This is a genomic window from Paucibacter sp. KCTC 42545, assembly GCF_001477625.1.
Classification (GTDB): domain Bacteria; phylum Pseudomonadota; class Gammaproteobacteria; order Burkholderiales; family Burkholderiaceae_C; genus Paucibacter_A.
In genome coordinates, this window is the sequence record NZ_CP013692.1 from 3,204,636 (window position 1) to 3,221,104 (window position 16,469).

General features: G+C 63.8%; 16 protein-coding genes. 2 read left to right on the forward strand and 14 right to left on the reverse strand.

Features of this window, described 5'->3' with window-relative positions:
- Positions 1–3: 3 nt before the first annotated feature.
- The 3 genes from AT984_RS13920 to argB form a co-directional block, all read right to left on the reverse strand.
- Complete coding sequence (locus AT984_RS13920; protein WP_058720602.1) at positions 4–699, reverse strand: response regulator; 696 nt, start codon at positions 697–699, stop codon at positions 4–6.
- Positions 700–861: 162 nt separating this feature from the next.
- A complete protein-coding gene (locus AT984_RS13925; protein ID WP_058720603.1) occupies positions 862–1,569 on the reverse strand; it encodes a pyrimidine 5'-nucleotidase in 708 nt (235 codons plus the stop codon).
- Between the two features lie 159 nt (positions 1,570–1,728).
- Positions 1,729–2,649, reverse strand: coding sequence for an acetylglutamate kinase (gene argB / locus AT984_RS13930; RefSeq protein WP_058720604.1), 921 nt, complete (start codon positions 2,647–2,649; stop codon positions 1,729–1,731).
- Between the two features lie 82 nt (positions 2,650–2,731).
- Here argB and dtd point away from each other — a divergent pair, with 82 nt between their 5' ends.
- A complete protein-coding gene (gene dtd, locus AT984_RS13935) occupies positions 2,732–3,175 on the forward strand; it encodes a D-aminoacyl-tRNA deacylase (protein ID WP_058720605.1) in 444 nt (147 codons plus the stop codon).
- Positions 3,176–3,202: 27 nt separating this feature from the next.
- On the opposite strand, the gene AT984_RS13940 is transcribed toward dtd, so the two are convergent.
- From AT984_RS13940 to AT984_RS13980, 9 genes are all read right to left on the reverse strand, one after another.
- Positions 3,203–4,213 carry a tripartite tricarboxylate transporter substrate-binding protein gene (locus AT984_RS13940; RefSeq protein WP_231741425.1) on the reverse strand — a complete coding sequence of 337 codons (1,011 nt, stop codon included), beginning with the start codon at positions 4,211–4,213 and terminating at the stop codon, positions 3,203–3,205.
- A gap of 107 nt (positions 4,214–4,320) precedes the next feature.
- Positions 4,321–5,613 carry a phenylacetate--CoA ligase family protein gene (locus AT984_RS13945; protein WP_058720606.1) on the reverse strand — a complete coding sequence of 431 codons (1,293 nt, stop codon included), beginning with the start codon at positions 5,611–5,613 and terminating at the stop codon, positions 4,321–4,323.
- Complete coding sequence (locus AT984_RS13950) at positions 5,610–5,918, reverse strand: hypothetical protein (protein ID WP_156422037.1); 309 nt, start codon at positions 5,916–5,918, stop codon at positions 5,610–5,612. Before AT984_RS13950 ends, AT984_RS13945 begins: the two co-directional genes overlap by 4 nt.
- A 17-nt stretch (positions 5,919–5,935) precedes the next feature.
- Positions 5,936–6,742: an ABC transporter ATP-binding protein gene (locus AT984_RS13955; RefSeq protein WP_058720608.1), complete on the reverse strand. Its 807-nt coding sequence runs from the start codon at positions 6,740–6,742 to the stop codon at positions 5,936–5,938.
- Between the two features lie 148 nt (positions 6,743–6,890).
- The gene (locus AT984_RS13960) at positions 6,891–8,219 is read right to left on the reverse strand and encodes an ABC transporter substrate-binding protein (RefSeq protein WP_058720609.1); all 1,329 of its coding nucleotides are present in this window, start codon (positions 8,217–8,219) and stop codon (positions 6,891–6,893) included.
- A gap of 89 nt (positions 8,220–8,308) precedes the next feature.
- On the reverse strand, positions 8,309–9,373 hold the full coding sequence (locus AT984_RS13965; RefSeq protein ID WP_058720610.1) for a branched-chain amino acid ABC transporter permease: 1,065 nt from the start codon (positions 9,371–9,373) through the stop codon (positions 8,309–8,311).
- Positions 9,374–9,485: 112 nt separating this feature from the next.
- A complete protein-coding gene (locus AT984_RS13970; RefSeq protein ID WP_058720611.1) occupies positions 9,486–10,415 on the reverse strand; it encodes a branched-chain amino acid ABC transporter permease in 930 nt (309 codons plus the stop codon).
- An 11-nt stretch (positions 10,416–10,426) separates the two neighbouring features.
- The gene (locus AT984_RS13975) at positions 10,427–11,212 is read right to left on the reverse strand and encodes an ABC transporter ATP-binding protein (protein WP_058720612.1); all 786 of its coding nucleotides are present in this window, start codon (positions 11,210–11,212) and stop codon (positions 10,427–10,429) included.
- 1 nt (position 11,213) lies between these two features.
- Entirely contained in the window at positions 11,214–13,301 is a 2,088-nt protein-coding gene (locus tag AT984_RS13980; protein WP_197418100.1) for an AMP-dependent synthetase/ligase, read from the reverse strand.
- Positions 13,302–13,391: 90 nt separating this feature from the next.
- On the opposite strand from AT984_RS13980, the gene AT984_RS13985 reads away from it, so the two are divergent.
- Positions 13,392–14,186, forward strand: a complete 795-nt coding sequence (locus AT984_RS13985) for a Crp/Fnr family transcriptional regulator (protein WP_082680030.1) — start codon at positions 13,392–13,394, stop codon at positions 14,184–14,186.
- 66 nt (positions 14,187–14,252) lie between these two features.
- Here AT984_RS13985 and AT984_RS13990 read toward each other — a convergent pair whose 3' ends face one another.
- Positions 14,253–15,650, reverse strand: coding sequence for a metal-dependent hydrolase family protein (locus tag AT984_RS13990; protein ID WP_058720614.1), 1,398 nt, complete (start codon positions 15,648–15,650; stop codon positions 14,253–14,255).
- A 206-nt stretch (positions 15,651–15,856) separates the two neighbouring features.
- Positions 15,857–16,456, reverse strand: coding sequence for a GNAT family N-acetyltransferase (locus AT984_RS13995; protein ID WP_058720615.1), 600 nt, complete (start codon positions 16,454–16,456; stop codon positions 15,857–15,859).
- Positions 16,457–16,469 lie beyond the last annotated feature (13 nt).

Sequence of the window (16,469 nt, forward strand, 5' to 3'; positions counted from 1 at the left end):
TCCTCAGTCGCGCAACCAGCCCAAGCGGCGGGCTTCGTAAATCGCCTCCACCTTGGAGCGCACATGCAGCTTGCGATAGACTCGCTTCACATAGGTGCTGACGGTGTGCGAGGACACGCTGAGGAACTGCGCAATCTCATCAAAAGTAAAGCCCTTGGCCGCCAGATGCAGCACGCGTGATTCCTGCTCGGACAAGGCGACCGCATCTTCCTCCACCAAGCCGCGCGAGCTGGCGCCCTCTTGGACAAACGCGACCGCATGGCTGGCCGCTGTGGCCGGGGCCAGGCGCATCAGCAGTCGACGGGCGATGACGGGGCTGATCGGGCTGCCGCCGGCATGCAGGCTGCGCAACTGGGTGGGCAGGTCCAGCGCCAAGCTGTCTTTGAGCAAATAGCCGGTGGCACCGGCCTCGATGCTGGACAGCACATGCTGCTCGTCCCCGAAGACCGAGATCACCATCACCTCGCAGTCGGGCTTGACCTGGGCGGCATGGCGAATCAGCTCGATGCCGCTGCCGCCGGGCAGGTCCAGGTCCACCAGCAAGACATCGGGGCGGAGCTGATCGAACATGCGGGTGCCCTCGATCAGGTCGGGGGCAATGCCCAGCAGGCGGATGTCTTTGACCTGAGCCAGCGCGTGCGTGAAGGCGTCGCGAAAGCGCGCTTGGTCTTCAACAATCAAGACGGAAAAAGTGGGCATGGCGGTGAGCAAAAAGGTGGGGCAGCGTGTCGCCGGAGTCGGTGACTCACGATAACGCGCCGCTGCACATTCGCTCACCCTACGATCGTGGGATTCATGCGCAGTCGTGGCGAGGGAGCGGGGCCGGGATTGGCCAGGCTCGGCCAGAAACAAGACGCCCGATCAGCGCAGCAACTCGGCCAGCGAATGGACGCGCTGATCCACATACACAGGCCGCCGCCGCAGCCGTGGCTGCGCCGCTGCGCTGGCTGTAGCCGGCGCGCCGGACTTGCCCTCATGTAACCAGCGCTGCATCCACACCGTCTGCATGCCTAAACGCCGCGCCGTTTTCTGATGCACCAAGGTGTCTTCCACCAGCACGCATTGGCCGGCTTGCAGATGCAGGCGTGCCAGCACATGGCGAAACATGCGGGCATCGGGCTTGGGACGTAACTGGCCAAACATGCGCATCTGCTCCATCGCGATCACGCGCTCGAAGCAGTGGCTCAAATTCAGAGCCTGCAGCACCCGCTGGGCATAGGCCAGCGGCGCATTGGTCAGCAAGATTTTGCGGCCGGGCAGACGCCGCAGCGCGGCCAGGTCATGCGCATGGCTGTGCACATGCGATTCCAGGCCCGGCAAGGCATGGGTGTGGTGCAGGAAATGGCCAGCGTTGACGCCGTGATGCCGCTCCAGGCCCAGCAAGGTGGCGCCGTAGCGATGCCAGTAGAGCGCACGCAAGCGGTTCGCTTCGGCCCGCTCGACCTGCACATGGCTGACGATGTAGTCCGTCATGGCCACATTCAATTCGGCGAACACCCGCGCCGAGGCGTTGTGCAGGGTGTTGTCGAGATCGAAGAGCCAGACGGGCGCGCCCGCCTTGGCCTTCACGGGCGACCTCGGTGGGTGGGGTTCATCGCTGGTCCTCTGGGCGCAAGTGAATCATCGCAAGTCCTCGCTGAGTTCGGACGCGGAACGACGATTCGATCCCAGTATGGCCACATCATCGCAAGTCCTCGCTGCGTTCGGACGCGGAACGATGATCCGGTCTCAGTGAGACCGGATCATCGTTCCGTAAGCCTGATCGCTGAGGATTTCGAGCAGCATGGCGTGGGGCACGCGGCCGTCGATGATGTGGACGGCGTTGACACCGCTGCGTGCCGCGTCCAGGGCCGAGGCGATCTTGGGCAGCATGCCGCCGGAGAGTGTGCCGTCGGCGAACAAGGCGTCGATCTCGCGGGCGCTCAGGTCGGTCAGCAAGTTACCGGCCTTATCCAGCACGCCGGGCGTGTTGGTCAGCAGCACCAGCTTCTCGGCCTTCAGCACCTCGGCCAGCTTGCCGGCCACCACATCGGCGTTGATGTTGTAGCTCTCGTTCTGCTCACCAAAGCCGATGGGGCTGATGACGGGAATGAACTGGTCGTCTTGCAAGGCCTTGACCACGCTGGGGTCGATGCTGACGATGTCACCAACCTGGCCGATATCGTGTTCCTTGGCCGGGTCGTCCTTGTCCACCATCTTGAGCTTTTTGGCGCGGATCATGCCGCCGTCTCGGCCCGTCAGGCCCACGGCCTTGCCGCCGGCCACATTGATCAGGCCGACGATGTCTTGCTGCACCTGGCCGGCCAGCACCCACTCCACCACTTCCATGGTTTCTTCATCGGTGACACGCATGCCTTGAATGAAGTGACCCTTCTTGCCCAGGCGGCTCAGCGCGCCTTCGATCTGCGGGCCGCCGCCATGCACCACCACCGGGTTCAGGCCCACCAGCTTGAGCAGCACCACGTCTTCGGCAAAGTCTTGCTGCAGGGCCGGGTCGGTCATGGCATTGCCGCCGTACTTGATGACGATGGTCTTGCCGTGGAACTTGCGGATATAGGGCAAGGCTTGCGAAAGGATCTCGGCCTTCTCGCGCGGGGCGATCTGGGACACATCCGTGTTGATGGCGGGGGCGGCGGACTCGATTTTCATGGCGGGCTCTGCAAAAGACGATGAGAGGAAAGCGCGCTGATTGTAGGGTTGGCCCTGACAATGCGGCCCGAAGGAGATCACCGTGATTGCCATTTTGCAAAGAGTCCGCCAAGCCCAGGTCGAGGTCGAAGGCCGTGTGGTGGGCGCCATTCCCCAAGGCTTGCTGATGCTGGTCTGCGCCGAACCCGGCGACAGCGAGGCGCAGGCCGAGAAATTGATCAGCAAGACGCTCAAGCTGCGCATCTTCAGCGACGCCGCCGGCAAGATGAATTTGAGCCTGCAAGACATCGGCGGCAGCCTGCTGATCGTCTCGCAATTCACGCTGGCTGCCGACTGCGGCAGCGGCAACCGCCCCAGCTTCACCGGCGCTGCCGGCCCTGAGCAAGGGCGCCGGCTCTACGAGCATTGCCTGAGTCTGGCGCGCAGCCAGCTGGGTGAGAAGGTCGCTGCCGGCGAGTTTGGCGCCGATATGCAGGTCAGCTTGATCAACGACGGGCCGGTGACGATTCCGCTGCGGATCAACTGAGGCGGCTTGGGCCGCCGGCTGCTGCGCCTAATTCGCAAACTCACCGGCGGCGCGAATCACCGCGCCCCATTTGCTGAGTTCAGATTTGACGAAGCGCTTGTGCTCCGGCCCCTGGCTGCGCGCGTCCTGCACCACCGAGGCGCCACCCGCTGTCGCATTGGCCTGAAACACCGGATCAGACCGGGCTTGCTGCAGCGCCGCGGCCAGTGCCTCCAACACCGGCTTGGGCGTGCCATGGGGGGCGTAGACGCCATGCCAAACCGTCACGGAAAAGCCTTTCAAACCCAGCTCGCTGAGGGTGGGCACTTCCGCCAAGCCGGGCACATCCAGGCGCTGCGGGCTGGTCACGGCATAGGCCCGCAACTTGTTCTTGGACAGCAGCGCCACCGTGTCGGTGCTTTGGTTGCACATCAGGTCGACCTGGCCGGTCAATAAATCAGCCATGGCCGGCGAGGCGCCGCGGTAACGCACGCTGCGCAAGTCCATCTGCGTCACGCTGCGGAACAGCAAGCCGCAGAGTTGGGAGGCCGAACCCTGGCCGGCATTGGCCAAATTGACCTTGCCCCGGTTGGCCACCATCCACTGGCTCAGCTCCGCATAGCTCTTGGCCGGCAAGCCCGGCCGCCCCACCAGCACCATGGGCACTTCTTGCAGCAGGCCCAGGTACTCAAAGTCGTCCAGGGTGTTGTAGGCCAGGCTGGGGTAGAGCGCCGGCGCCGTGGCCATGCCGATGTGATGCAGCAGCAAGGTGTAGCCATCGGGCGCGGCTCGCGCCACCTTGGCGGCACCCACCGTGCCGCCAGCCCCGCCGATATGTTCGATCTGCACCGCCACGCCCAGCGGCTTGCGCAAGGCTTCGGCCAGGCTGCGCGCCAACTGATCGGTGGGGCCGCCGGCCGGAAAAGGCACGACCAAGGTCACCGCGTGGTCCGGATAGGCGCCATGGGCGGGCGAAACGGCCGCCAAGCCAATGGCCACCATGCTGAGCATGGCGCCAACCCACCCTGCGCGCTTGGCGCGCTGCTTGTTCTGTGTCATCACTCCCTGCTTTGCTGAGACGGTCTAGGCCCTGGCATGCTAGGAGCGGAATCCGCCCCACCCATACTGGGAACTACGTAAGCGCAGAGTGAAGGGCGACAGGCAACTCAGGCCAAGCTGCGCGAGTCTTGCACCAACAAGCCGTCATTGGGCAGGCTGCCGGGCGGCAGCAACTCCACCTCGCAGCGCAGCTTGGTGATGTCGCGCAAGGCCTGGGCCAGGCGCTCACTCAAACCCTCAGCGGCCTGCGCCACCTCGGCCTTCAAGCTCATGCGGTCTTGCGCCATTTCGCCCTCCACCACCAGGCGGGCGCGCAGCAGCTCGGGGAAGCGCCGCATCAGCTCGGCCACTTGCGAAGCATGGACAAACATGCCGCGCACCTTGGCCGACTGGTCGGCACGGCCCAACCAGCCCTTGATGCGGGCATTGCTGCGGCCGGTCGGGCAGCGGCCCGGCAAGATGGCCGAGAGGTCGCCGGTGCCGAAGCGGATCAGCGGATAGTCTGGCGTCAGCGTGGTCACCACCAATTCACCCACCTCGCCCTCGGGCAAGGGCTCGCCGCTGCCGGGGCGCACGATCTCCACAATCACGCCTTCGGCCAGCACCATGCCTTCGCGGGCCGAGGTCTCGTAGGCGATCAGCCCCAGGTCGGCGGTGGCATAGCACTGATAGCCCGTCACCCCGCGCGCCGCAAACCAATCGCGCAGCGCCGGCGTGAAAGCCTCGCCGCTGAACAAGGCCTTGGTGATGGAGGAGACATCAGCACCGGTCTGCGCCGCCTTCTCAAGCAAGATGCGCAAAAAGCTCGGCGTGCCCACATAGCCTTGCGGGCGCAGCTCGGCAATCGCCTGCAGCTGCAACTCGGTATTGCCCACGCCGCCCGGGAACACGCTGCAGCCCAGGGCATGGGCGCCACCTTCCATCATGGCGCCGGCAGGCGTGAGGTGGTAGCTGAAGCTGTTGTGCAACAAATCGCCCGGGCGCATGCCGGCGGCGAACAGCGCGCGCGCCACACGCCAGAAGTCGGGCGCCATGCCTTCGGGTTCGTAAATCGTGCCGGGCGACTGGAACACGCGCCGCACGCCCTGTTGGGCGCCCAGTCCGGACCAGCCGATGGCGGAGAAACCGCCGAAGGGGTCGCCATGACCAGACTGACGTTTGGCCTGCTGGCGCGCCAGCAACTCGCTCTTGCGCGTCACCGGCAAGCTGGCCAACGCCGCCCGGCTGCTGACGCCGGCGGCATCGATGCCGGCGAACAGTTCAGCGAAGGCGGCCGTGTGGGCCTGCGCATGCGCCACCTGGCGCGGCAAGGCGGCCAACAAGGCCTGCTCGCGGGCGCCGGCTTCTACGGTTTCCTGCGCGTCATAAAAATGACTGTGACTACTGCTGCTACTGCTCATGGTGTTTCATCCGTCCAGCGCGCCAGGCGGCGCTTGATTTCGTCCAGCAGCGCGCGCACATCGGCGCTGCTTTTGCACACCCGCACATCCCACTCCGGCCGCTGCGCCGGGCGCTTGGCCAAGCGGGCATGCAGCTGGCCTGCACTGTCGCCCTCACCCAAGCTCAGCATCAGCAAGACCTGACCCTGCAAGCTGAAGCGGTCGCCTTGCGCCTGCAGCGAACGCATATCACGCAAATTGCGCTTGAGCGTCAGCAAGGCCTCCTCGGCCTTGAAGGCGGGCGGCGCGAAGAAGTCGTCATTCATGGCCATACGCTCCGGCCTCAAGCCAGCCAGCGCTTGCGGCGCTTGTAGCTCTTCACGTCCTTGAAGCTCTTGCGGTCGCCACCACCCGTGCCGAGGTAGAACTCCTTGACGTCTTCGTTCTCGCGCAGGGCATGGGCTTCGCCGTCCATCACGACGCGGCCGCTTTCCAGGATGTAGCCGTAGTCGGCATAACGCAGCGCCATATTGGTGTTTTGCTCGGCCAGCAAGAAGGTCACGCCTTCCTTGACGTTGAGGTCTTTGACGATCTCAAACACCTCTTCGACGATTTGCGGCGCCAGGCCCATCGAGGGCTCATCCAGCAGCACCATGCGCGGATTGGCCATCAGGGCGCGGCCGATGGCGCACATCTGCTGCTCGCCGCCCGAGGTGTAAGCAGCCTGGCTGCTGCGCCGGGTTTTGAGGCGCGGGAAGTAGTTGTAGACCTTGTCCAGCGTCTGCTGCACCGCCGCCTTGCCGTCCTTGCGGGTGTAGGCGCCGGTGAGCAGGTTTTCTTCGATGCTGAGGTGGGCAAAGCAATGCCGACCCTCCATCACTTGCACCACGCCGCGGTTGACCATCTCAGAGGTGCTGAGCTTTTCGATCCGCTCGCCGCGCAGCTCGATGCTGCCCTTGGTGACTTCGCCGCGCTCACCTTCCAGCAGATTGCTGACGGCCCGCAAGGTGGTCGTTTTGCCCGCGCCATTGCCGCCCAGCAAGGCCACCACGGCACCTTCCTTGACCTGCAAGGACACGCCTTTGAGCACCAGGATCACATGGTTGTAGATGACCTCGATGCCGTTCACATTCAGCAGCACATTGCTCATTCTTGCCTCTTCAAATCAGCCTCGATCCTTCCCCGCCCCTCGGGGGCGGGGCCAGGGGTGGGGCCTCGGTGCCCCGCCCTCCTGGAGGGCGGGGATGGGGTGGGAGCCCAATAGAAATGGCGTAGCCAATCCTGATTCGCGCAGCGAGTCAGGATTGGCAGTCCGCGGGCGTGCGGCGCTCCAGCTTCTTCTCCGTGGCGTACTTATCGGCCGCGGCCTTCACCATGGGCTTGATGATTTGCTCGTCGGCCTGGTACCAGTCAGACGAGAAATTCCACTTGGCGCCGTCCCAGCTGTGCACGCGCGCCCAGCTCGATCCCATATGGTCCTGACAGGAGGTGCTGATGGGGCGCATCACGCCGGCAAAGCCCAGCGCGTCCAGGCGCTTTTGGTCCAGCGCCAGGTTTTCCAGGCCCCAGCGCACTTGCTCGGCATTCATGACCTTGCCCTTGCCGAAGCGCTCTTGCGCGCGGCGCACCGCCTCCACACCCAGCATCTGAATGATCAGGCCACGGGTGTAGAGCACCGAGCCAACTTCTTCCTTGGGACCAGTGCCCTCGCCCTTGCCGTGCACGTACTTCAGGATGTCCTGAATCACCTTAGGCGCCTGGCCTGAGGTGTTCAGCGCCAGCGCGTTATAGCCCTTGGCGCCCTCGCCCACGTCCTTGACATCGGGCTCAGCGCCTGCCCACCAAACGCCGTACATCTTCTCGCGCGGGTAGCCGGTGGCTTGCGCTTCCTTCAGCGCGGTGGAGTTCATCACGCCCCAGCCCCACAGCAGCACATAGTCGGGGCGCTGCTGACGCACTTGCAACCAGGCGGACTTCTGCTCGACGCCAGGCGCCGTGACCGGAATCTTGATCAGCTCAAAGCCGTGCATCTTCTGGCGCTCGTCCAGCAAGGGCATGGGCTCTTTGCCGAAGGGCGAGTCGTGATAAACCAGGGCGATCTTCTTGCCCTTGAGCTTGTCGAAGCCGCCCTCCTTCTTGGCCAGATGCTGGATCAGCATGTCAGCCGCCGTCCAGTAGCTGCCCATCAGAGGGAAGTTCCACTTGAAGACATTGCCGTCTTGCGAGGCAGCCAGGCCGTAGCCGAGGGTGACCAGGGGGATCTTGTCCTTGATGACCTTGTCGGTCAGCGCGAAGGTGATGCCGGTGGCCTGCGGGTCGAACAGCGAGGGGTTCTTGCCCTTCAGGCGCTCATAACATTCCACGCCTTTGTCGGTGGCGTAGCCGGTTTCGCATTCTTCAAACGTGACCTTGACGCCGTTGATGCCGCCATCGCGGGCATTGATCATCTTGATGTAGTCCTGCTTGCCATTGGCCCAGGGCGTGCCATTGGGCGCATAGGGGCCGGTGCGGTAGACCAGCAGGGGGAAGAATTGTTCCTTGGCCTGGGCCACGGCCTCAGTCACTAGCCCGGCAAGGCTCAGGGCCGCCAGGCTTGACGCAATCGCAAAGCTCTTCAGTGTGGACATGATGATTTGTCTCCTGTGATGGGCACTCAGCGGTGCTTTGTTGTGGATGGGAAAAACGCGGGGCAATCCAAACGAATCAAACAAGCAAATCAGTGAGGGAAAGGCCAGAGACGCAACTTCTCTTTGGCCGTTGACCACAGCCGCGCCAAGCCGTGCGGCTCTTTGATGAGGAAGAAGATGATCAGTGCGCCGAACACCATCAACTCCAGGTGCGAGGCCGTTTCGGTGCCGATCTGCAAGCCCATGGCGGCCGGCAATTGGTTCAGCACAATCGGCAAGAAGATGATGAAGGCGGCGCCAAAGAAGCTGCCCATCACCGAACCCAGGCCGCCGATGATGATCATGAACAGGAGCTGAAAGCTGCGGTCGATGGAGAAGGCCGCCGGCTCCCAGCTGCCCAGGTGCACAAAGCCCCACAGCGCGCCGGCCACGCCGACGATGAAGCTGCTGACCGCAAAAGCGGTGAGCTTGGCGTAGACCGGGCGGATGCCGATGACGGCTGCGGCCACATCCATATCCCGCATGGCCATCCACTCGCGGCCGATGGCGCCACGCACCAGGTTCTTGGTCAGCAAGGCGAACAAGACCACAAAGCTCAGGCAGAACAAATACTTCTGTGCCGGCGTGTCGATGGCATGGCCCCAGACGCTCAGCTCCGACACCGAGACATTGCCCGAGGACGAGTTATTGGTGAACCACTTGATGCGCAGAAAAGCCCAGTCGCAAAAGAACTGCGCCGCCAGCGTTGCCACCGCCAGATACAAGCCCTTGATGCGCAGCGAGGGAATGCCGAACAGCACGCCCACGGCGGTGGCGCACAGGCCACCCAGCAAGATGGAGCCAATCAGCGGCATATGCTCAACACGCACCTGAAAGTTGTAGGCCGCGTAAGCGCCCACCGCCATGAAGGCACCGGTGCCCAACGAGATCTGCCCGCAATAACCCACCAGCACATTCAGGCCCAGGGCCGCCAGCGAGAGGATCAGAAAAGGAATCAGGATGGCGCTGAAGAAATAGTCGCTGGCCAGCCAGGGCGTCAACACAAAGGCCAGCAGCAGCAAGCCGGCAATGGCGATCTTGTCCTGCCGGATGGTGAAGATCTGGCTGTCGGCGCGATAGCTCGTTTTGAACTGGCCGTTCTCACGGTAGAGCATGGTGGGTGTCCTTGATGTTCTTTTGACTTTGGCCGCTCACTGCGTTCGCTTAACTTCGCTCAAGTCGCTTAGTTGTTCGAAGTTGGCCGGCATCGAAAACTCTTTGCCCGCGTCATACGCGGTCAATGATTTTTTCGCCGAAAAGACCCTGCGGCCTAACGAGCAAAAACAGCAGCGCCAGCACATAGGCAAACCAGATTTCGATGCCGCCGCCCATCAGCGGCCCCAGATAGACCTCGGAGACTTTCTCGCCCACGCCGATCACCAGGCCACCGATGATGGCGCCGGGCACCGAGGTCAGCCCGCCCAGAATCACCACCGGCAAGGCCTTCAACGCCACCAGCGAGAGCGAGAACTGCACCCCCAGCTTGCTGCCCCAGATCACGCCGGCCACCAGGGCCACGAAACCGGCCACGGCCCAGACGATGACCCAGATGCGGGAGAGTGGAATGCCGATGGACTGCGCGGCCTGATGGTCATCGGCCACCGCCCGCAGGGCGCGGCCGGTCGAGGTCTTCTGGAAAAACAGCGCCAGCAAGATCACCATGGCCGCGGCAATCAGCGCGGCATACAGGTCTTCTTTATTAACCAGCACGCCGCCCTCAAAGGTTTTCTCGAACAGAAAGATCGGGTCCTTGGGCATGCCCACATCGATCTTGTAGATGTCCGAGCCGAACAGGGTCTGGCCCATGCCCTCGAGCAGATAGGTCACGCCGATGGTGGCCATCAAGAGCGTGATGCCTTCTTGATTGACCAGCTTGCCCAAAACCCAGCGCTCAATCGCCCAAGCCACCGCCAGCATCACCAGCATGGCCAGCACAAAGCCCAGCACATTGACGAGGATGGGCTGGCTGATGCCGGTCCACTGCGGAATCCACTCGGTGAAGCGCGCCATCGCCAGGGCAGCGAACAGCACCATCGCGCCCTGCGCAAAGTTGAACACCCCGCTGGCCTTGTAAATCAACACAAAGCCCAGCGCGATGAGCGAATAAAGCATGCCCGTCATCAGGCCGCCGAAGATGGTTTCAATCACAAATCCCATGGCGACATTCCTTAATGGCTGGTGCCTAAGTAGGCACGGATGACGTCTTCATTGCCGCGCACCTCATCGGGCGCGCCATCGCCAATCTTCTTGCCGTAGTCCAGCACGACCACCCGGTCCGAGATGTCCATCACCACGCCCATGTCATGCTCGATCAGCACGATGGTGGTGCCGAACTCTTGGTTGACGTCGAGGATGAAGCGGCACATGTCCTGCTTCTCTTCCACATTCATGCCGGCCATGGGCTCATCCAGCAGCAAGACCTGCGGCTCCATGGCCAGGGCGCGGCCCAAGTCCACGCGCTTTTGCAAGCCATAGGGCAAGCGACCCACGGGGGTCTTGCGATAGGGCTGGATTTCCAGGAAGTCGATGATGCGTTCGACCTTCTCGCGCTGCGCCATTTCCTCGCGCTCGGCCGGACCCCAGCGCAGCGCTTGCAGCAAGAGGCCGGTCTTCATATGCAGGGTGCGGCCGGTCATGATGTTGTCCAGCACGCTCATGCCTTTGAACAAGGCCAGATTCTGGAAGGTTCGTGCCACCCCCATCTCCGCCACCTGCCGCGAGCTGAGGTGTTTGAAGGTCTTGCCCCGGAAGGCGATGGAGCCCTGCTGCGGCTGGTAGACGCCGTTGATGCAGTTCAGCATCGAGCTTTTGCCCGCGCCGTTAGGGCCGATGATGGCGCGCACCTCATGCTCGCGCACATCGAAGGAGATGTCCGTCAGCGCCTTCACGCCGCCGAAGGCCAGGCTGATGTTCTTGATGTCGAGGATGACCTCGCCGATTTTTTTGCTGCTCATTTCAGGCGGCCTTCTTTGCAGTGTTGGCAGGCGCGAAGGTCTTGGCGTCAGCAATCTTCAAATCCGCCGCAACCGAGCCCGCACGCCCATCCTCAAAGCGCACCGCTGTTTCAATGAACTGGGAGCTCTTGCCTTCATAAAGCGCGGCGATCAGCAGCGCGTACTTTTCGGCGATGGCGCCGCGCCTGACCTTGCGGGTGCGGGTCAGCTCGCCGTCGTCGGCGTCGAGCTCTTTGTGCAGGATCAGGAAGCGGCTGATCTGGCTACCGGCCAGCAATTCGTCTTCGGCCAGATCGGCATTGACCTGCTCCACGCACTCGCGGATCAGGTTGTAGACCTCGGGCTTCTGAGCCAAATCGGTGTAGCCGGCATAGGGCAGATTGCGGCGCTCGGCCCAGTTGCCCACGGCGTCGAAGTCGATATTGATGAAGGCGCAGACCTTCTCGCGCCCATCGCCAAAGGCCACTGCCTCCTTGATGTGGGCGAAGAACTTGAGCTTGTTCTCCACATACTTGGGCGCGAACATGGCGGCGTCAAAAGCGCCACCGCGCAGGCGGCCCACGTCTTTGGCGCGGTCGATGATCTTGAGGTGGCCGTGGCTGTCGATGAAGCCGGCGTCGCCGGTGTGATACCAGCCCTCGGGCGTCAGCACCTCGGCGGTGGCGGCGTCGTTCTTGTAATAGCCTTTGAGCAGGCCGGGCGACTTGACCAGGATCTCGCCGCTCTCACTCAGCTTGATTTCCACGCCTTCAATCGGCACGCCCACCGTGTCAGCGCGCGCCTCATGGTCGGGCTGCAGGCACACAAACACGGCGGTTTCGGTGGAGCCGTAGAGCTGCTTGAGATTGATGCCGATGCTGCGGTAGAAGCTGAACAGATCGGGCCCGATGGCCTCGCCCGCGGTGTAAGCCACCCGCACCCGGCTCAGGCCCAAGGTGTTGCGCAGCGGGCCGTAGATGGCCAGATTGCCCAGGGCGTATTTCAGCCGGTCCAGCGCCCCCACCGGCTTGCCGTCCATCAGGGCGGGCCCGACGCGCCGGGCCAGCGCCATGCAGCTATTGAAAAGCCAGCGCTTGGGCGCGGAGGCGTCTTCCATGCGGATCATCACGCTGGTCAGCAAGCCCTCAAACACCCGCGGCGGCGCGAAGTAATAGGTCGGGCCGATTTCCTTCAGGTCGATGGTGACGGTGGCGCTGGACTCGGGGCAGTTCACCACATAGCCGCAGACCAGCCACTGCGCGTAGCTGAAGATGTTCTGGCCAATCCAGGCCGGCGGCAGATAGGCCAGCACTTCCTCATCGCAAGTCAGCTTGTCGAAGCGGGCACCGGCCTGGGCGCGGTCGATCAGGCTGGCGTGGGTGTGCACCACGCCCTTGGGGTTGCCGGTGGTGCCGGAGGTGAAGAACATCGCCGCCACATCGCCGGCTTGACCTTGCGCCACGGCTTCGTCGAAGAAATGCGGGTGCAGCGCGGCATGTGCCCGGCCTTGCTCGGCCAGGCTGTCCAGTGATGCCAGGCTGGCGTCTTCGGCGTAAGCGCGCAGGCCACGCGGGTCATCAAACCAGATGCTGCGCAGTTGCGGGCAATGCTCTTGGTCGCGCAGCTCCAGCATCTTGTCGACCTGCTCCTGGTCTTCCACCACCGCGAAAGCAATCTCGGCGTTATTGACCGGAAACACAAACTCGGCCGCCACCGCATCCTGATACAGCGGCACTGGAATGGCACCCAGCGACTGCGCGGCCAGCATGGCGGCCGACAAGCGGGGCCGGTTCTCGCCCACCACCAGCAAATGGTCGCCGCGCCGCAGGCCGGCTTGGGCCAAGCCATGGGCCAGCTCGCGCACCAACTGGGCCAGTTGGGCCCAGCTCAGGGTCTGCCAAATGCCGTATTCCTTCTCGCGCAAGGCCGGGGCATGCGGACGCTGCGCGGCATGCGCCAGCAAAAGCTGCGGAAAGGTGGAACTCGGGGCTGCAGTAGTCACCGGTTTGTCTCCTTGAGTCTCTGGCAGGCGCGAAATGGCGCTGCCGGGACTTTGTTGTGTTGGCATCCTAGGGGCGACTTTGACGCTTGGCTGTCTTTGCAACGACATTCCTAGGGTCAGTACGGGGGCGTGCTTTCCCGGGGTCGCTTGGCAGCGCGCTGTAAGCCTCCTGTCACCCAGCCTGGGCAACACTCAGCCATGAACTTCGCAAATGCTTCAAGCCAGGCCGAGACTGGCGCCGCATCCCCGGCCTCCCCCGCATCCAGCCTGCGCCAGCGCGCCCGCGCCGCCACCGCCCAGGAGCTGGCCGCCATTCCCTGGCTGGCCTTGCTGGACCCGCAGCAGCGCGCCAAGGCGGTGGCGCAGCTGGAAGTGGCCGACGCGCAGGTCGGCGAGCGCATTTGCAAGATTGGCAAAAAAGCCAATTACTGGTTCGGCGTCATCGACGGCTTGCTGAAGATGAGCAATGACGACTCCACCGGCCAGGCCATCACCTTCACCGGCGTGCCGCCCGGCGGCTGGTTTGGCGAGGGCACTTTGCTCAAACGCGAGAGCTACCGCTACAACATCCAAGTGCTGCGCCCCAGCATCGTGGCGGGTTTGCCGCTGGAGATGTTCCACGAACTGCTGGAAGGCAGCATCGCCTTCAACCGCTTCATGCTCAACCAGCTGAATGAACGCCTGGGCCAGTTCATCGCCGCCCGCGAGATCGACCGCATCAGCGACCCCGATCTGCGCGTGGCCCGCAACCTCGCCGCCCTCTTCCATCCCCAGCTCTACCCCGGCGTGGGCAGCTTGTTGCGCATCACCCAGCAAGAGCTGGGCTATCTGGTCGGCCTGTCACGCCAGCGCGTCAACCAAGCCCTCAACAAGCTGGCGGAGCGCGGCCTGATCAGCATCGAGTACGGCGGGCTGCGGGTGCTGGATTTGCAAGGCTTGCGCTGCTTTCCGCAGGTGATGCCGGCGGTATCGGCGCTGCCGGTGGGGGCGTGAGCGGCAAAAAAGCTTTGCCGCCCATCCAGCCCCCAAGCGCTTCCCAGCGCCAGTGCCGGTTCTGATTTACTGGGTGATGTTCTTGACCACCCGCCCATCTTTCATGATCACCAGCAAGTTCTTGGCGGGCTCGGCGATCAGGGCGATGTTCTCGATCGGGTTGCCGTCCACCAGCAACAAATCGGCCAGCGCGCCTTCTTGCACCACGCCCAAGCGGCCACGGTAAGGGCTGCGCAGGCCTGACAAGGCCAGCAGTTCGGCATTGCCGGAGGTGGCCATCTTCAGCACTTCCACCGGGCTGTACCAGCGCGTCATCTTGGCCAATTGAGCGCCTTGGGTGGCGGCCGCAGCGGCATCGAACAAGGTGTCGGTGCCCCAGGCAGTTTTGATCTTGTACTTCTTGGCCAGCGCATACGCCGCGTCGGTGCCGCCGAACATTTCCAGCTGCTTGAGGCGGTTGGGCGAGCCCTCCGGGAAGGCGGATGGATGATGGGGGTCCTCCACAAAAGGCTGCAAGCTCCACCACACGCCTTTATCGGCCATCAGCTTGGCGGTGGCGTCGTCCAGCAACTGGCCGTGGTCAATGCAGCGCACGCCGGCCTCGATGGCCTGGCGCACCGCACGCGGCGTGTAGGCATGCACGGTGACGTAAGTGCCCCAGTTCTCGGCCGCTTCCACGGCGGCGCGCAGCTCGGGCACGGTGTACTGGGTCACGTCCAGCGGATCAAAGCTGGAGGACACACCGCCACCGGCCATCAGCTTGATCTGCGAGGCCCCCAGCGCCAGCAACTCGCGGCTGCGCTGACGCACCGTGTCGGCGTTGTCAGCAATCACGGCCGCACCGGCGCGTTCGCTGAAGGTAAATTCCCCGGGGCGCACGGGTAACTCGTTAGGCAGGCGGAAGTCACCATGACCGCCGGACTGCGAGAGGAAGGCCCCGGAAGGCCAGATGCGCGGCCCCGCCACCAAGCCCGCATCAATGCCGCGCTTCAAACCAAACACCGGGCCGCCAAGATCGCGGATGCTGGTGAAGCCGCGCATCAAGGTGTCGTTCGCGGCCTTCACCGCCGCCACATTGATGAAGCCCACATCGCTGGTGAGAATCACCAGCTGCGGCAGGGTGGAAAACATGATGTGGGTGTGGGCATCGATCAAACCCGGCATCAAGGTGCGGCCGCTGCCGTCGATGCGGGTCAGCACCGCGTCGGCTGGGGCCGAGATGGGCGCGCTGGAAATGGTCTTGATGGTATTGCCCTGCACCAGCACATTGGCGGGCGCGGACAGCTTGTCAGCTACACCGTTGAAGATGCGCACGTTTTCGATCAGCACCGCGCTTGGCTGCGGCGCGCCCGCTTTGGCGGATGGCGCGGCGGCTTGCTGAGCCCAACTGGCGCTGGCGCCACCCGCAGCCAGGCCCAAACAGGCCAGGCCGCGCAAGACGGTTCGTAAAACAGTGGCTTGCATTTGCTTTCCCTATCTCAGAAGTGGTGCTGACCGATGCCGGGCGCTTTACCGTACGGCGAATGGCATTCCATTCTGCACGCCGGTCGCCGCGGCCGGGATGACACAGCGCTTCGAAGTTAGGGGATGGGCTTTGGGTGGGACAGTCAGCGGACTGTGAGTGGGCGCTGAGTGGGCGGTGTTTGGGCTGCGTGCAGCCCGCCGCAGGCTCAGGCGCCAAAGGGCGTGGGCGGCGGCACCTGCTTGGGCACGGTGGCGTAATGCTCGGCGCTCATCTCGTACAGCAGGCTGGGGGCCTGGCCCGGCACATCGGCCAGCGCGCCCTTGAGCCGCATGCCGATGCGCTCCAGCGTCTTGCGTGAGGGCATATTGCTCGGCCGCACCACCGCCAGCACGGCCGGGGCGCGCAGTTGATCAAAGGCCAGCGCCAAGGCCGTCATCGCCATCTCGGAGGCATAGCCCTGCCCCCAGGCCTGGGGCCGGAAGCGGAAGTACAGATTCAGATCCAAGCGCCCCTGATGGCCCTCGATGGGCTTGGCCATGATGCCGCCGAAGCCCAGCAGCTGCTCGGGCTGCTCGCGCAAGGCAATCGCCCAGTAGCCGAAGCCCTGGGCCTGCCAGTGCGCCTGCCAGCCTTCCAACAAAGCCTGCGCAGCTTCACGCGAAACGAGTGCACCGGCGGGGTTGAAGCGGTTGGTGATGGGGTCGGCATGCACCTCAAAAACGGCATCCAGATCGCTGGCCTCGGGCGCGCGCAGCGTCAAACGCGCGGTGTCCAAGATTGCCAACAAGGGCTCAAGCAAGGCCATGACTGTTTATCCC

Excerpts from the sequence above, each read along its gene's own strand:
- AT984_RS13920 (WP_058720602.1), bottom strand. The coding sequence starts at position 699 with ATGCCCACTTTTTCCGTCTTGATTGTTGAAGACCAAGCGCGCTTTCGC.
- argB (WP_058720604.1), bottom strand. The coding sequence starts at position 2,649 with ATGAAAATCGAGTCCGCCGCCCCCGCCATCAACACGGATGTGTCCCAG.
- AT984_RS13940 (WP_231741425.1), bottom strand. The coding sequence starts at position 4,213 with ATGACACAGAACAAGCAGCGCGCCAAGCGCGCAGGGTGGGTTGGCGCC.
- AT984_RS13945 (WP_058720606.1), bottom strand. The coding sequence starts at position 5,613 with ATGAGCAGTAGCAGCAGTAGTCACAGTCATTTTTATGACGCGCAGGAA.
- AT984_RS13950 (WP_156422037.1), bottom strand. The coding sequence starts at position 5,918 with ATGAATGACGACTTCTTCGCGCCGCCCGCCTTCAAGGCCGAGGAGGCC.
- AT984_RS13955 (WP_058720608.1), bottom strand. The coding sequence starts at position 6,742 with ATGAGCAATGTGCTGCTGAATGTGAACGGCATCGAGGTCATCTACAAC.
- AT984_RS13960 (WP_058720609.1), bottom strand. The coding sequence starts at position 8,219 with ATGTCCACACTGAAGAGCTTTGCGATTGCGTCAAGCCTGGCGGCCCTG.
- AT984_RS13965 (WP_058720610.1), bottom strand. The coding sequence starts at position 9,373 with ATGCTCTACCGTGAGAACGGCCAGTTCAAAACGAGCTATCGCGCCGAC.
- AT984_RS13970 (WP_058720611.1), bottom strand. The coding sequence starts at position 10,415 with ATGGGATTTGTGATTGAAACCATCTTCGGCGGCCTGATGACGGGCATG.
- AT984_RS13975 (WP_058720612.1), bottom strand. The coding sequence starts at position 11,212 with ATGAGCAGCAAAAAAATCGGCGAGGTCATCCTCGACATCAAGAACATC.
- AT984_RS13980 (WP_197418100.1), bottom strand. The coding sequence starts at position 13,301 with ATGTCGTTGCAAAGACAGCCAAGCGTCAAAGTCGCCCCTAGGATGCCA.
- AT984_RS13985 (WP_082680030.1), top strand. The coding sequence starts at position 13,392 with ATGAACTTCGCAAATGCTTCAAGCCAGGCCGAGACTGGCGCCGCATCC.
- AT984_RS13990 (WP_058720614.1), bottom strand. The coding sequence starts at position 15,650 with ATGCAAGCCACTGTTTTACGAACCGTCTTGCGCGGCCTGGCCTGTTTG.
- AT984_RS13995 (WP_058720615.1), bottom strand. The coding sequence starts at position 16,456 with ATGGCCTTGCTTGAGCCCTTGTTGGCAATCTTGGACACCGCGCGTTTG.